The 14,467-nt window shown below is 69.6% G+C and carries 13 protein-coding genes, 1 pseudogene and 1 riboswitch; of the genes and pseudogenes, 9 read left to right on the top strand and 5 right to left on the bottom strand.

The window, feature by feature from the left end; genetic code table 11:
- Window position 1: 1 nt before the first annotated feature.
- Window positions 2–754: an MBL fold metallo-hydrolase gene (locus A5709_RS20235; RefSeq protein ID WP_067943874.1), complete on the bottom strand. Its 753-nt coding sequence runs from the start codon at window positions 752–754 to the stop codon at window positions 2–4.
- A 44-nt stretch (window positions 755–798) separates the two neighbouring features.
- On the opposite strand from A5709_RS20235, the gene fgd reads away from it, so the two are divergent.
- From fgd to A5709_RS20215, 4 genes are all read left to right on the top strand, one after another.
- A complete protein-coding gene (fgd, locus tag A5709_RS20230; RefSeq protein ID WP_068121903.1) occupies window positions 799–1,812 on the top strand; it encodes a glucose-6-phosphate dehydrogenase (coenzyme-F420) in 1,014 nt (337 codons plus the stop codon).
- Between the two features lie 14 nt (window positions 1,813–1,826).
- Window positions 1,827–3,920 (top strand): phosphate acetyltransferase, encoded by a 2,094-nt coding sequence (gene pta / locus A5709_RS20225; RefSeq protein ID WP_068121899.1) that lies wholly within the window; start codon window positions 1,827–1,829, stop codon window positions 3,918–3,920.
- A complete protein-coding gene (locus tag A5709_RS20220; RefSeq protein WP_197520204.1) occupies window positions 3,913–5,070 on the top strand; it encodes an acetate kinase in 1,158 nt (385 codons plus the stop codon). Before pta ends, A5709_RS20220 begins: the two co-directional genes overlap by 8 nt.
- Before the next feature lie 140 nt (window positions 5,071–5,210).
- A complete protein-coding gene (locus A5709_RS20215) occupies window positions 5,211–6,065 on the top strand; it encodes a DUF559 domain-containing protein (RefSeq protein ID WP_068121896.1) in 855 nt (284 codons plus the stop codon).
- 76 nt (window positions 6,066–6,141) lie between these two features.
- On the opposite strand, the gene A5709_RS20210 is transcribed toward A5709_RS20215, so the two are convergent.
- From A5709_RS20210 to glnX, 3 genes are read right to left on the bottom strand one after another with little or no spacing between them, the layout of a single operon-like run.
- Window positions 6,142–8,421 carry a serine/threonine-protein kinase PknG gene (locus A5709_RS20210; RefSeq protein WP_067943866.1) on the bottom strand — a complete coding sequence of 760 codons (2,280 nt, stop codon included), beginning with the start codon at window positions 8,419–8,421 and terminating at the stop codon, window positions 6,142–6,144.
- Complete coding sequence (locus tag A5709_RS20205; RefSeq protein WP_067943864.1) at window positions 8,421–9,401, bottom strand: glutamate ABC transporter substrate-binding protein; 981 nt, start codon at window positions 9,399–9,401, stop codon at window positions 8,421–8,423. Before A5709_RS20205 ends, A5709_RS20210 begins: the two co-directional genes overlap by 1 nt.
- Window positions 9,398–10,717 (bottom strand): protein kinase G-activating protein GlnX, encoded by a 1,320-nt coding sequence (gene glnX / locus A5709_RS20200; RefSeq protein WP_067943862.1) that lies wholly within the window; start codon window positions 10,715–10,717, stop codon window positions 9,398–9,400. Before glnX ends, A5709_RS20205 begins: the two co-directional genes overlap by 4 nt.
- Window positions 10,718–10,851: 134 nt before the next feature.
- On the opposite strand from glnX, the gene A5709_RS20195 reads away from it, so the two are divergent.
- The gene (locus tag A5709_RS20195) at window positions 10,852–11,484 is read left to right on the top strand and encodes an NUDIX hydrolase (RefSeq protein WP_067943860.1); all 633 of its coding nucleotides are present in this window, start codon (window positions 10,852–10,854) and stop codon (window positions 11,482–11,484) included.
- On the opposite strand, the gene thiE is transcribed toward A5709_RS20195, so the two are convergent.
- Window positions 11,456–12,127 carry a thiamine phosphate synthase gene (gene thiE / locus A5709_RS20190; protein ID WP_067943858.1) on the bottom strand — a complete coding sequence of 224 codons (672 nt, stop codon included), beginning with the start codon at window positions 12,125–12,127 and terminating at the stop codon, window positions 11,456–11,458. The genes A5709_RS20195 and thiE overlap by 29 nt on opposite strands.
- A gap of 36 nt (window positions 12,128–12,163) precedes the next feature.
- Window positions 12,164–12,296: riboswitch (TPP riboswitch) on the top strand.
- Here thiE and thiO point away from each other — a divergent pair.
- The 4 genes and pseudogenes from thiO to A5709_RS20170 all read left to right on the top strand — a co-directional run.
- The gene (thiO, locus tag A5709_RS20185; protein WP_067943856.1) at window positions 12,287–13,303 is read left to right on the top strand and encodes a glycine oxidase ThiO; all 1,017 of its coding nucleotides are present in this window, start codon (window positions 12,287–12,289) and stop codon (window positions 13,301–13,303) included. Its footprint overlaps the riboswitch before it by 10 nt.
- Window positions 13,300–13,497: a sulfur carrier protein ThiS gene (gene thiS, locus A5709_RS20180; RefSeq protein ID WP_067943854.1), complete on the top strand. Its 198-nt coding sequence runs from the start codon at window positions 13,300–13,302 to the stop codon at window positions 13,495–13,497. The genes thiO and thiS overlap by 4 nt, the downstream gene beginning before the upstream one ends.
- On the top strand, window positions 13,490–14,248 hold the full coding sequence (locus A5709_RS20175; RefSeq protein ID WP_067943851.1) for a thiazole synthase: 759 nt from the start codon (window positions 13,490–13,492) through the stop codon (window positions 14,246–14,248). Before thiS ends, A5709_RS20175 begins: the two co-directional genes overlap by 8 nt.
- Window positions 14,245–14,467, top strand: a pseudogene (locus tag A5709_RS20170) (SGNH/GDSL hydrolase family protein); the annotation flags it as partial. The gene A5709_RS20175 and the pseudogene A5709_RS20170, both read left to right, overlap by 4 nt.

The raw sequence follows: 14,467 nt of genomic DNA, 5'->3' as shown, positions 1-14,467 counted from the left end.
CTCATCCCCCGCGGGCGAGCGCCATCGCCCGGTCGGTGGCTTCGCGGATCGGACCGCGCCACAGGTCGCCGTGGCCGGGCGCCAGCGTCTCGGTCTCCAGCAGGGCCAGCGCGGCCAGGCTGCGGACGCAATCGTCCTGATTGTGGCTGAACACCGCCGGCAGCAGCTGCGGCCCGCCGCGACGCAGCAACGGATGGCCGGTGATCAGCGCGTCGCCGCTGGCCAGCACCCCGTCGACCAGATACGAGCAATGCCCGCCGGTGTGTCCCGGGGTCGGAATGGCCATCGGGCGCCCCGGCAGACCGGCGGCCACCTCGGTGGTCAGCGGCCGGGTGGACGGGATGCCGTCGCGGATCAGGCCGCCGCTGCGCACCACGTGCAGGCCCCATACCGCCCACCGGGGACGCCAAATGCGAATCGCCACATCGAAAATCGAGACCTGCTCCAGGTACTCGCGCTTGGCGTGCCCCACTTCGTCCGCGTGGCAATACACACTCGTGCCGTAGGTGTCGGCGAACCAGATCGCCGAGCCCAGGTGGTCGATGTGCGCGTGCGTCAGCAGGATGGCCCGCACGTCGCCGGCCTCGTAGCCCAGCTGCCGCAGCGAGGCCAGCACGTCGTCGCGATCCCCGGGATAGCCGGCGTCGATCAGCATCACCCCGGTGTCGTCGGCGACCACCGTCCAGTTCACGGCGTGGCCCTGAGCGAGGTGAACCGTGTCGGTGACTTGAACGAGAGTCGGTGCCGGTCCCATGCCCGCGAGTTTAGGAGCGACCGCCCGAGGAGTAGAAATAACGGGTGGCTGAACTGAAACTTGGATACAAAGCGTCCGCCGAACAATTCGCACCGCGTGAGCTCGTCGAACTGGCCGTCGCCGCCGAGGGTCACGGCATGGACAGCGCGACCGTCAGCGACCATTTCCAGCCGTGGCGGCACGAGGGCGGGCACGCCCCGTTCTCGCTGGCCTGGATGACGGCGGTGGGGGAGCGCACGGAACGGATCGTGCTGGGCACTTCCGTGCTCACCCCGACGTTCCGGTACAACCCCGCGGTGATCGCGCAGGCGTTCGCCACCATGGCCTGCCTGTACCCGAACCGGATCTTCCTGGGCGTCGGCACCGGAGAGGCGTTGAACGAGATAGCCACCGGCTACGAGGGTGACTGGCCGGAGTTCAAGGAGCGCTTCGCCCGGCTGCGCGAATCGGTGCGGTTGATGCGGGAGTTGTGGCGCGGTGACCGCGTCGACTTCGACGGCGAGTACTACCGGCTGAAGGGGGCCTCGATCTACGACGTGCCCGACGGTGGCGTGCCCATCTACATCGCCGCCGGCGGCCCGGCGGTCGCCAAGTACGCCGGCCGCGCGGGCGACGGCTTCATCTGCACGTCGGGCAAGGGCGAAGAGCTGTACAAGGACAAGCTGATCCCGGCGGTCAAGGAGGGCGCGGCCGCGGCGGAGCGCAACGTCGACGACGTCGACAAGATGATCGAGATCAAGATCTCCTACGACCCGGACCCCGAACTGGCGCTGGAGAACACCCGGTTCTGGGCGCCGCTGTCGTTGACCGCCGAGCAGAAGCACAGCATCGACGACCCGATCGAGATGGAAAAGGCGGCCGACGCGCTGCCCATCGAACAGGTCGCCAAGCGCTGGATCGTGGCGTCGGACCCCGACGAGGCCGTCGAGAAGGTGGCCCAGTACGTCGGATGGGGCCTGAACCACTTGGTGTTCCACGCGCCCGGCCACGACCAGCGTCGCTTCCTGGAGCTGTTCGAAAAGGACCTCGCGCCCAGGTTGCGCAGGCTGGCCTCATAGGGCAGGCGTTCAGCGTGTCCGACGCCTCCCGGCCGGATTCCCAACCCTCCGCGATCTATATCGCGGCACCCGAGGGGGACACCGGCAAGTCGGCGATCGCGTTGGGGATCATGCACCACCTCGCCGCGAACGTGGCCAAGGTCGGGGTGTTCCGGCCGATCACCCGGTTCGGGGAAGACCGCGACTACATCCTCGAGCTGCTGCTGGCGCACAGCACCGCGGGCCTGCCCTACGAGCGGTGCGTGGGTGTGACCTATCAGGAGTTGCACGCCGACCGCGACGCCGCGCTCGCCGACATCGTCGACCGGTACCACGCGATGGCCGAAGCGTGCGACGCCGTGGTGATCGTCGGCAGTGACTACACCGACGTCGCCAGCCCCGCCGAACTTTCGTTCAACGCGCGCATCGCGGTCAACCTCGGCGCACCTGTGCTTTTGGTGGTGCGGGCCAAGGGGCGCACGGCCGAGGACGTCGTCCATGTCGTGCAGTCGTGTCTGGACGACCTGGCCGCCCAGCACGCCCACACCGCGGCGGTGGTGGCCAACCGCTGCGAACCATCGCACATGAGCGCCGTCGCCGAGGCGCTGCGCGCCTTCACCCCGCAGAGTTACGTGCTGCCGAACGAGCCGCTGCTGCCCGCGCCCGCGGTCGCCGACCTCCAGAAGGCGGTGGACGGAACGCTGGTCAGTGGGGACACCGCGCTGCTGGGACGTGAAGTGCTGGGCGTGATGGTCGCGGGGATGACCGCCGACCACGTGCTCGAACGGCTGTCAGACGGCGTCGCGGTCATCACCCCCGGCGACCGCTCGGACGTGGTGCTGGCGGTGGCCAGCGCCCATGCGGCCGAAGGCTTTCCGTCCCTGTCGTGCATCGTGCTCAACGGCGGGTTCGAGCTGCATCCATCGATCAGCGCCCTGGTGGCCGGACTGCGGCTCCGGCTGCCCATCGTCACCACCAAGCTCGGCACCTACGACACGGCCAGCGCCGCGGCCTCGGCGCGCGGCCGGGTGACGGCGAGCTCGCAGCGCAAGATCGACACCGCGCTGGAACTGATGGACCGCTACGTCGACATCGGGGATATGTTGGCCCAGCTCGCCATTCCGATCCCGACCGTGACCACGCCGCAGATGTTCACCCACCGCCTGCACCTGTTGGCTCGCGCGGATCGCAAGCGCATCGTGCTCCCCGAGGGCGACGACGACCGTATCCTCAAGTCGGCCGGCCGCCTGCTGCAGCGCCAGATCGCCGACCTGACGATCCTCGGCGACGAGGCCGAAATTCGTTTGCGCGCAGCCGAACTCGGAGTCGACCTCGGTGACACGAAGGTGATCGACCCGCTCACCAGCGACCTGCGCGACGGGTTCGCCGACCAGTACGCCGAGTTGCGCAAGGCCAAAGGAATCACGGTCGAGCATGCCCGCGAGATCATGCGCGACGCCACGTACTTCGGCACCATGATGGTCTACAACGGCATGGTCGACGGGATGGTGTCCGGCGCCGCGCACACCACGGCGCACACCGTTCGGCCTGCGTTCGAGATCATCAAGACCATGCCCGACGTCTCCACCGTTTCCAGCGTCTTCTTCATGTGCCTGCCCGATCGGGTGCTGGCCTACGGTGACTGCGCGATCGTTCCCAACCCGACACCGGAGCAGCTGGCCGACATCGCCATCTCGTCGTCGCGCACCGCCGCGCGATTCGGCATCGAGCCGCGGGTGGCCATGCTGTCCTATTCCACCGGCGACTCCGGGGCCGGAGCCGACGTGGAAAAAGTCCGAGCCGCAACCGAACTGGTGCGTTCCCGGGCGCCCGACCTGCCCGTCGAGGGTCCGATCCAGTACGACGCCGCGATCGAGCCGTCGGTCGCGGCCGCCAAACTGCGGGACTCGCCGGTGGCCGGCCGCGCCACCGTGCTGATCTTTCCCGACCTCAACACCGGCAACAACACCTACAAGGCGGTGCAGCGCAGTGCCGGGGCGATCGCGATAGGGCCGGTGCTGCAGGGCTTACGCAAGCCGGTGAATGACCTGTCCCGGGGTGCGCTGGTCGAAGACATCGTGAACACGGTTGCCATCACCGCGATTCAGGCACAGGGTGCCCGTGGTTAACGCCAAACGCACGGTGCTGGTGATCAACTCCGGCTCGTCTTCGCTGAAATACCAGTTGGTCGACCCCGACTCCGGCGAGGCCCGGGCGACGGGCAACGTCGAACGCATCGGGGAAGAGTCGTCCCCGGTGCGCGACCACGACACGGCGCTGCGGCAAGCGTTCGACGCACTGTCCGATCAGGGAATCGACCTGCGCGCTTGCGATTTGGTGGCGGTGGGCCACCGGGTGGTGCACGGCGGCCAGACGTTCTACAAGCCCACACCGGTGGATGACGCGGTGCTCGACAAACTGGACGAATTGTCGGAACTGGCGCCGCTGCACAATCCCCCCGCGGTCAAAGGGATCGAGGTGGCGCGCAAGCTGCTGCCGGACGTTCCGCACATCGCGGTGTTCGACACGGCGTTCTTCCATGACATGCCGCCCGCGGCCGCGACCTATGCCATCGACCGCGGCCTGGCGGAACGCTGGCGGATCCGCCGCTACGGGTTCCACGGCACGTCGCACCGGTATGTGAGCGAACAGGCCGCCGCCTTCCTGGGCCGGCCGCTGCGCGGCCTGAAACAGATTGTGCTGCATCTGGGTAACGGCTGCTCCGCCTCGGCGATCGCCGGCACCCGACCCCTCGACACGTCGATGGGCCTGACCCCGCTGGAGGGTCTGGTGATGGGCACCCGCAGCGGTGACATCGACCCCAGCATCGTCAGTTATCTCTGCCACACCGCGAAGATGGGCGTCGACGAGGTCGAGTCCATGCTCAATCAGCGGTCGGGGATGCTGGGCCTGTCCGGCGAGCGCGACTTCCGCCGGTTGCGCACCATGATCGAATCGGGCGACGCCGCAGCCCAATTGGCCTACAGCGTGTTCACCCACCGGCTGCGCAAGTACATCGGCGCCTATCTGGCGGTGCTGGGGCACACCGATGTCATCACCTTTACCGCCGGCATCGGGGAAAACGACGCGGCGGTGCGCCGCGACGCGGTGGCCGGGCTGGAGGAGTTGGGGATCGTGCTCGACGAGCGCCGCAACCTCGGTGGCGGCAAGGGCGCCCGGCAGATCTCCGCCGAGGCGTCGCCGATCACCGTGCTCGTGATACCCACCAACGAAGAACTCGCCATCGCCCGCGAGTGCGTTGTCGAGCTAAACCGTTGAGTGTGCTTACACGACTTTGAGTGTGCGCTGAGGGCGGGGTTCACCGGCGTGTCGCCGCCCTGGACGCACACTCGACGCAGAAGAGGGCCCTGTGGATGGCCGCACGCCCCGCCGGGTGCTCACGTGCGAGTGTGCCCGGCATGGAAGAACCGTTCATCGGCAGCGAGGCGCTGGCGTCCGGGGCGGTGACCCGGCATCAACTGAGAACGCACTACCGCGCGCTGCTTCCGAACGTCTACTTCTCGCTGGGCGTCGAGCCGTCGCTTGAACAGCGGATCCTGGCGGCCTGGCTGTGGTCCGGACGCCGCGCGACGGTCGTCGGGGCGGCGGCCGCCAGATTGCATGGCGCCGAATGGATTCCCGACGACGTGCCCGTCGAGCTCGCGCACACCACTCCCCGTGCGCCACGCGGGGTGCTGACGCGGCGATACGCGCTGCTCGACGGGGAGACGCAGACGATGGGCGGTTACCGGGTCACCACGCCCGAACGCACCGCCTTCGACATCGGCCGGCATGGCGCGGTGCGCTCGGCCGTGGTGCGACTCGACGCGCTGGCCAGGGCAACGGGTTTCAAGGCCGACGACGTGCTGCGCGTGGCGCGCTGCCACCCCCGCTCGCCCGGCCTCCGGCGGCTGGAAGCCGCCCTGGAGCTGGTCGACGCCGGTGCCCAGTCGCCCAGGGAGAGCTATTTGCGGCTGCTCCTCATCGACGCCGGTCTGCCGCGGCCGCGGACCCAGGTGCCGGTGCTGGGTGACGACGGCATCCCGTTTGCCTTCCTGGATTTGGGCTGGGAGGACGCCATGGTCGCCGTCGAATACGACGGCGACCAACACCGCACCGACCGACGGCAATACGTCAAGGACATTCGGCGGACCGAAACCCTGGAGCGGATGGGATGGATCGTTGTCCGGGTCGTCGCGGAGGACCGGCCCGCCGCAATCGTGCGCAGGGTTCGGGACGCGCTGGCCGCATCGAGTGTGCGGTCACGGCATTGAGTGTGCGCTGAGGGCGGGGTTCACCGGCGTGTCGCCGCCCTGGAAGCACACTCGACGCGAAAGGGAGAAGCGCGTCCTAGAACGTGCTCGTCGGCCGCACTCTGTTCGCCATGTCCACCAGCGCGTAGCGATGGCGCTGGGTGGGCGCGACGCGGGCCAGGTTGCGCAGCGCGGCCTCGACGCCCAGCCGTAGCCCGTGCTCGGTGAACGGGAAGCCGAGGATGTGGTTGGTGCTGGCCTTGTTGTCCTCCAGCCAGTCCATCGCGCAACCCAGCACCAGCGCGCGGATCTGCAGCACCCGCGGTTCGGTCGGCGGCAGCGCCTCCACACGCCGGGCGGCGTCGCGGATGTCCTCCTCGCTGATCTCGCTCTTCGTCCGCCCGGACAGCAGGGTGACGGCGCTGGTGAGGCGCGCGGTGGTGAAATGCCTTGAGGTGGGCGGCACCTCGTCCAGGGTGCGCACCGCTGCGGCTCGATCACCCTCGGTGGAAAGCCATCTGGCCAGCCCGAAAGCCGCCGAGATCACCCCGTCGTTGGTCTTCCACACCGTTTGGTAGTACTTCTGCTCGTCCACGTCGCCGGCCAGCTCGGCCGTCGCGGCCAACGCCAGCTTGGGCGCCAGCTCGCCGGGGAAGGTGTCCAGCACCTCGGTGAAATGCGTTGTGGCGGAATCGTAGTCGCCGGTGAGGAGCTCGGCGACGGCCTTGTACCAGACTAATCGCCATTGCCAGCCCACCCGCTCGGCGAGGTCGTCCAGCTTCCTGGTGGCCTTGGCCACGTCGCCCAGGTCCAGCAGCGCGCGGACCTCCATCAGCGGCAATTCGATCGATTCGGAGACCTCGACGCCGTCGGCGTCCAGCGTGCCGTGCCGGGCCGCGCGCAGCGAGTCCAGGGTCTGCACCGGCTGGGAGAGCACCGTCGCCTGCAGGACGGGAGCGGCGACGTCGGCCGGATCGACTAGCGGCACCTGCAGCGCGGTGACGATCTCGCGGGCCGTCAGCCGCTCCGAGTGGACCTGGCCGTCCAGGTAGACGTCGGTGTGCGCGACGAGCAGGTCGACGCCGAACGTCGAGCGGCTGGGGGAAAAGACCGTCGACAGGCCAGGCCGCGGTATCCCGGTGTCCTGGGCGACCACCTCGCGCAGCACGCCCATCAGCTGGGCGGACATCTCCTCGGTGCTGCCGAACCGGCGCCGCGGGTCGGGATCGGTGGCCCGGCGCAGCAACCGGCGGAACGAGTCGTAGGTCTTCAGCACGGGGTCGTCTTCGGGCAGGCCGTCTACGTAGCGGCCGTTGCGGGTCGGCAGGTTCACCGTGAGCGCGGCGAGGGTGCGCCCCACGGTGTAGATGTCGGTCGCGATCGTCGGGCCGGTCCGCACGATCTCGGGCGCCTGGAAGCCCGGGGTGCCGTAGAGGTAGCCGAAGGAATTGACCCGCGACACCGCGCCCAGGTCGATCAGCTTGAGTTGCTCCTCGGTGAGCATGATGTTCTCCGGCTTGAGGTCGTTGTAGACCAAGCCGATGGAGTGCAGATAGGTCAGCGCCGGCAGGATCTCCAGCAGGTAGGCGATGGCCTCGGCGACGGGCAGCTTCTTGTCTTTGCTGTGCTTGAGCGGCTGCCCGCCGATGTACTCCATGACGATGTAGCCGACCGGGTTGCCGTTCCGGTCCTTGTGCTCGACGAAGTTGAAGATCTGCACGATCTGCGGGTGCACCACTTCGGCGAGGAACTGCCGTTCGGCCATCGCGATCGCCTGCGCCTCGGCGTCGCCGGAGTGCACCAAGCCTTTCAGGACCACCGGGCGGTCGTTGACGTTGTGGTCGACAGCGAGATACACCCACCCCAGGCCGCCGTGCGCGATGCAGCCCTTCACCTCGTACTGGTTGGCGACGATGTCTCCCGGATTCAGTTGTGGGAGAAACGAATACGCACTGCCGCAGGCGGGGCACCAGCCCTCGGACGTCCCCTTGCTCTTTTTGCCGGAGCGGCCGACGGGCTTTCCGCAGTTCCAGCAGAACCGCTTGGCCTCCGGCACCACCGGGTTGGTCATCAGGGCCTCGACCGGGTCGATGTCGCGGACCCGGGGGATCTCGACCAGTCCGCCGCCGAGGTGTCTGACCGGCGGCAGCACCCGAGTCCCGATCGTCAGCCGGTCCTGCGGCTCGCTGTCCATGGTGCCGAGCGAGATGTGCGGGAAGTCGTCGTCATCGTCGTCGAAATCGGGACGGAACAGCGCCTGGGTGGCCTGAATGCGCCCCGTCGTCGGGCCACCGCCCTGCGTGTCCGGCGGTTGGGTGCCCGGGCTCACGTCTTCGGAGCCGGATTCCGGCTGTTCGGTCTTCTCTGACTCGGTCATCAGTCCAAGTACCTCGGCGTGGGCGGGGCGGGTGCCGGCCCCAGCACCGTTAACCACTTGCGGTACAACGTGTTCCACGTACCGTCCCGACGGATCCGCTCCAGCGTGCCGTTGACGAACCGCACCAGTGGCGTGTTGGTCAGGTTGACGCCGATCCCGTACGGCTGGGTCGCCATGTTCGGGCCGACGATGTGCAGATACGGGTCCTCTTCGACCAGCCCGGCCAGGATCGAATCGTCGGTGCTGACGGCGTCGATCTCGCGCTGCTGCATCGCCACCAGACAGTCGGCCCAGTTGACCACCGACACGACGATCGGCGGCGGGTCGATCTGGCGGATCCGGTGCAGCGACGTCGTGCCCTTCGCCACGCAGACCCGCTTGCCGGACAGGTCGCCCACCTTGGTGATCGGCGAATCGCGCGGGGCCAGGATGCGCTGGTTGGCGTCGAGGTAGACGGTCGAGAAGTTCACCTGCTTGCGCCGGTCGCAGGTGATCGTCATGGTCTTGACCACCACGTCGACCTCGGAGTTCTGCAGCGCGGTGACGCGCTCGTCGGACGACAGGATGCGGTATTCGACGTGCGACGGGGCGCCGAAGATGTCACGCGCGATCTCACCGGCGATGTCGACGTCGAAACCGGTGATCTCGCCGGTGATCGGGTCGCGGAAGCTGAACAGGTTGCTGCCGATGTCGAGCCCGACGATCAGCCGGCCGCGGGCGCGGATGTCGGCGACCGCGGCGTCGGCCTGGGCCTTGGTGGGGAAGGGCCGCAGGCTCGCGGTCAGGTCGCAGCCCTGGGCCGGGTCGTCCGCCGGCAGCGGCGGCTCCGGCGGCAGTTGTTGCATGCCGACCGGGGTGGGCGGCGGCAGCGTCGGCACGTTGGCCACCGTCAGCGATTCGGTGTGCCCGCATCCGGCCAGCACGGCCGCCGTCGCGAGGACGGCGCCCGCCCGCCGCGACCGCGCCAGCCGCGTTCTCATCGGTATTCTCTCAGCCGCGGCCACAAGCCCAGCGCCACCGCGATGGCGGCCCCGAGGCTGAGCACCACGCCGCCGACCTGGGCGCCGGACAGCCCGCTGCGCGCGTTGAGGACGTCGTTGCGCAGGTGGGTGCGGCTCTGGTCGATGGCCTTCACCAGCTGGTCCTCGAGCTTGTCGAACGCCGGCGTGGAGTCGTCCTCGCTGCTGCCCAGGGCAACCTGCGTGGCCGCCCGGTAGTTGCCCACCGAGATGTAGGAGTTGATCCGGTCGTTCGCCTGCCGCCAGCGCAGCAGCAGCTGGTTGGCGCCCTCCAGGTCGGGTTTGTCGACGGCGTCGCTGCGGACCATGTACTGGTCCAGCTGTTGGTGCATGGAGTCGATCCGCTGATAGAACGACTGCTTGCGCTTCTCCTCGTCCCCGCGGCGGATCAGCGATAGCGTCTCGTCGGCCCGCGCCTGCTGGGCGGTGATCGCGACGTTGGTCACGATCCGCAGCGAGTCGGCGGCCGTGTTCTTGGCGCTACGGCTGGCGGCCGTGGAGATGGTCAGCGCTGTTCCGACCCATACCACCATGACGAGGATAGCGAGGCCGCCCACGACCAGGCCGGGGTTGATTCGGCGCCGGGTGCGCCTGGCCAGCCATCGGTGGGCGAAGATGCCGAAGACCGCGGTGGCGCTGACCACCAGGATGACCGGCGCCGGGATCTGCGTCGACGCGGTGGTTTCCGCGTCCACCCGTTCCGACGTGGCCTGATACAGCTGCGCCGCGTCCGGCAGGATCGTCGACTGCATCAGGCCCGAGGCCTCCGACAGATACGACGACCCGACCGGGTTGCCCTCGCGATTGTTGGTGCGCGCGATTTCGATCAGGCCGGTGTATACGGCCAGTTCGGCGTTGATCCGGCCCAGCAGCTGCACCAGCGGTTCGTCGGTGAGCCCGCTCGACGCCCGAGTCACCGCGACCGACGCGTCGGTGATGGCCTGCTCGTAGCGCTGCCGTACGGGCGGTGGCTCGGCCTCGGCGATGAACGCGGTGGCCGCCGCGGCGTCGGCCACCGACAGGGTGGTGTACAGCCGCCCGGCGGCGAACGACAGCGGCTCGGTGTGGTTGAGCACCGTCGTCAACACCTGCTGCCGGTGGTTGATGGTGGTAGAGGTGGCGAAGGCGCAGATGCCGCCGAGCACCGCCAGGACGATCCCGATGGTCAGGATGCGGCCGGGCGTGGTGGAAATGAACCACCAGCGCGGATGGGCCGGTTCGGCCGGCGACCGCGACCCCTGCGGCTCGGTCGACGGGTGCGCCAGCTCAACCGTCACGAGTTATCAGCCCTCATCTTTCGCGGCCACCGGAACGCTGCACGAACCTCTATAAGCGAATTCTAAGAGAATGTTGCGGCGGATGGGTGGAGGCAGACCAATTGACCAGGCGATCACGTGCATATCCTGAACTCGTGCAGGGCGACGGTGACGGTTGGGTGGTCTCCCACAGCGGCGCCCATTACTGGGGCCGGTACGGCGCGGCCGGTCTGCTGCTGCGGGCCCCGCGGCCGGACGGCACCCCGGCGGTGCTGCTGCAGCATCGCGCGGTGTGGAGCCATCAGGGCGGAACCTGGGGTTTGCCGGGCGGCGCCCGCGACAGCCACGAGACGCCGGAGGAGACCGCGGTCCGCGAGGCGCACGAGGAGGCCGGCCTGCACGGCGAGTTGCTGACCGTGCGGTCGACGGTGGTCACGGCCGAGGTCGGCGGGCTCGGCGGCGCCCGTTGGACCTACACCACGGTGGTCGCCGACGCCGCCGAGTTGCTGCACACCGTGCCCAACGGGGAGAGCGCCGAGATGCGCTGGGTCGCCGAGGACGAGGTGGCCGAGCTGCCGCTGCATCCCGGCTTCGCCGCGAGCTGGCACCGGCTGCGCACGGCCACGGCGCTGGTGCCCCTGGGCCACGCCGACGAACGGCGGCGGCACCTGCCCCGCACGATGGAGATCGAGGACGGCGTCTTCGTCTGGTGCATGCCCGGGGACGCCGACGAGGAGCCGTCGCACCTCAGCCGGCGGATCAGCTCGCTGCTGCAAGCGCCGCACTGAGCCGCTGCGCCGCGGCCCGCGGGTCGGCGGCCGCCGTGATCGCCCGCACCACCACGATCCGCCGCGCGCCGGCGGCGAGCACCTCGGGCAGTCGCCGCTCGTCGATGCCGCCGATCGCGAACCACGGCTTTGCGCCGCCGAGGTCGGCGGCCGACCGCACCAGCCCCAGGCCCGGCGCCTCCCGCCCCGGTTTGGTCGGGGTGGGCCAGCACGGGCCGACGCAGAAATAGTCCGCCTCGCCCGCCGCGGCGGCCGCGGCCTGATCGCGGTCATGGCTGGACAGGCCGAGCAGCGTGTCCGGGCCGACGATTTCGCGGGCCACCTCCAGCGGCAGGTCACCCTGCCCGAGGTGCAGCACATCGGCGCCCGCCGCGCGGGCGATGTCCGCCCGGTCGTTGACCGCGAACAGGGCGCCGTGCCGGCGGGCCGCGTCGGCCAGGATCTCGCACGCCGCCAGCTCGTCGCGAGCCTCGAGGGCCCCGAACCGCTGCTCACCGGGCGACCCCTTGTCGCGCAGCTGGATGATATCGACCCCGCCGGCCAGCGCGGCGTCGGCGAACTCGCCCAGATCGCCGCGCTCCCGGCGCGCGTCGGTACACAGATATAACCGTGCGGCCGCCAGGCGGATAACTCGCTGATGCACACCGCGACGCTAGCGCGCTAGCGTGGAAGCCGAAGAACTTACCGACACGGGAGTCCCGGGTAGTCATCTGCGGGGCTGAGAGTGGGCACAGCCAGGTCAGCGGGACCTGCCCTTACCGTCACACCTGATCCGGGTCATGCCGGCGAAGGGAGGCCAAGGATGCCAACAGACCCTGGGTCGTTGGCCGTCATCGGCGGGGGCGTCATCGGGCTGTCGGTGGCGCGCCGCGCCGCGCAGGCCGGATGGTCGGTCCGGGTGCACCGCACTTCCGAGCGGGGCGCGTCCTGGGTCGCCGGCGGCATGCTGGCCCCGCACAGCGAAGGCTGGCCCGGTGAGGAGCGGCTGCTGCAGCTGGGGCTGGAGTCACTGCGGCTGTGGCGCGAGGGCGGCTTCACCGACGGGCTTCCCCCGCAGGTGATCACCGCCCGCGAGTCGCTGGTGGTGGCCGTCGACCGGGCCGACGTCGCCGACCTGCGCACCGTCGCCGACTGGCTGTCCGCGCAGGGGCATCCGGTGGTCTGGGAGTCGGCCGCCCGGGATCTGGAACCGCTGCTGGCGCAAGGCATCCGGCACGGCTTTCGGGCCCCCACCGAGCTGGCGGTGGACAACCGCGCGGTGCTGGACGCCCTGGCCGCGGAATGCGAGCGCCTCGGCGTGCGATGGGCCCCGCCGGCGCACGAACTGTCCGCGGTCGACGGCGACGCGGTCGTGATCGCCAACGGCATCGACGCCCCCGCGCTTTGGCCCGGCCTGCCGGTGCGCCCGGTCAAGGGCGAGGTGTTGCGCCTGCGCTGGCGCCGGGGGTGTATGCCGGTGCCGCAGCGCGTCATTCGGGCCCGCGTGCACGGGCGGCAGGTGTACCTGGTTCCCCGTGCGGACGGGGTGGTGGTCGGGGCCACCCAATACGAACACGGGCGCGACACCGCCCCGGTGGTCTCCGGAGTGCGCGACCTGCTCGACGACGCGTGTGCGGTGTTGCCCGCGCTCGGCGAGTACGAACTCGCCGAGTGCGCCGCCGGCCTGCGCCCGATGACACCGGACAACCTGCCCCTGGTGCAACGCCTGGACGAGCGAACCCTGGTGGCCGGCGGCCACGGCCGATCCGGGTTTCTGCTGGCGCCATGGACCGCCGAACAGATCGTCGGTCAACTGGCGCCGGTCGGAGCGCCGTCATGATCGTGGTGGTCAACGAGCAGCAGGTCGATGTCGACGAGCAGACGACGGTGGCCGCGCTGCTGCAGTCGCTGGGTTACCCGGAGCGGGGCGTCGCGGTGGCGATGGGTGACGCCGTGTTGCCGCGATCCAATTGGACGACAACGCTTTTCGATGGTGCGCGGCTCGAGGTGGTGACGGCGGTGCAGGGTGGCTGAATTGAAACTCACGATCGGCGATCGCAGCTTCGCCTCCCGGCTCATCATGGGCACCGGGGGGGCGACCAGCCTGGCAGCGCTGGAGGAGGCGCTGGTCGCGTCGGGCACCGAGTTGACCACCGTCGCGATGCGGCGCGTCGACGCCGACGGCGGGACGGGGCTGCTGGATCTGCTCAACCGGCTCGGCATCACGCCGCTGCCCAATACCGCGGGGTGCCGCAGCGCGGCGGAGGCGGTGTTGACCGCGCAGTTGGCCCGCGAGGCGCTCAACACCAACTGGGTCAAGCTGGAGGTGATCGCCGACGAGCGCACGCTGCTGCCCGACGCGGTCGAATTGGTCCGGGCCGCAGAGCAACTGGTCGACGACGGGTTTGTCGTCCTGCCCTACACCAATGACGACCCCGTGTTGGCGCGTCGGCTCGAAGACGCCGGTTGCGCGGCGGTGATGCCGCTGGGTTCGCCGATCGGCACCGGCCTGGGCATCACCAACCCGCACAACATCGAGATGATCGTCGCCCGGGCCGGCGTTCCGGTGGTGCTCGACGCCGGCATCGGAACCGCCAGCGACGCCGCGCTGGCGATGGAGTTGGGTTGCGACGCCGTGCTTTTGGCCACCGCGGTGACCCGCGCCGCCGATCCGGCGACGATGGCGGCCGCGATGGCCGCCGCCGTCACCGCCGGCTATCTGGCCCGGCGGGCGGGACGGATTCCCAAACGCTTCTGGGCGCAGGCGTCCAGCCCCGAACGATGAAACGCTATGTCGCGCTGGGCAGTTCAATGGCCGCCGGTCCAGGCATCGGGCCCCGTGCCACCGGGGCGCCCTGGGGCTCCGGTCGGTCGGCGCGCAACTATGCGCACCTGGTCGCGCAGCGATGCGACCTCGATCTGGTAGACGTCACCTTTTCCGGCGCGACCACCGCTCACGTGCTCGCCGACCACCAGCGCGGCGCACCGCCCCAGATCACCGCGC

The sequence above is a fragment of the Mycobacterium sp. E1386 genome (assembly GCF_001672745.1).
Classification (GTDB): Bacteria; Actinomycetota; Actinomycetes; order Mycobacteriales; family Mycobacteriaceae; genus Mycobacterium.
The sequence above is the reverse complement of the archived record's forward strand: the minus strand, read 5'-3'. Positions and strand labels throughout refer to the sequence as shown.

Bases quoted from the DNA above. Each gene is read 5' to 3' on its own strand.
- A5709_RS20235 (WP_067943874.1), bottom strand. From the start codon at position 754: ATGGGACCGGCACCGACTCTCGTTCAAGTCACCGACACGGTTCACCTC.
- A5709_RS20215 (WP_068121896.1), top strand. From the start codon at position 5,211: ATGGAAGAACCGTTCATCGGCAGCGAGGCGCTGGCGTCCGGGGCGGTG.
- A5709_RS20210 (WP_067943866.1), bottom strand. From the start codon at position 8,421: ATGACCGAGTCAGAGAAGACCGAACAGCCGGAATCCGGCTCCGAAGAC.
- A5709_RS20205 (WP_067943864.1), bottom strand. From the start codon at position 9,401: ATGAGAACGCGGCTGGCGCGGTCGCGGCGGGCGGGCGCCGTCCTCGCG.
- thiO (WP_067943856.1), top strand. From the start codon at position 12,287: ATGCCAACAGACCCTGGGTCGTTGGCCGTCATCGGCGGGGGCGTCATC.
- thiS (WP_067943854.1), top strand. From the start codon at position 13,300: ATGATCGTGGTGGTCAACGAGCAGCAGGTCGATGTCGACGAGCAGACG.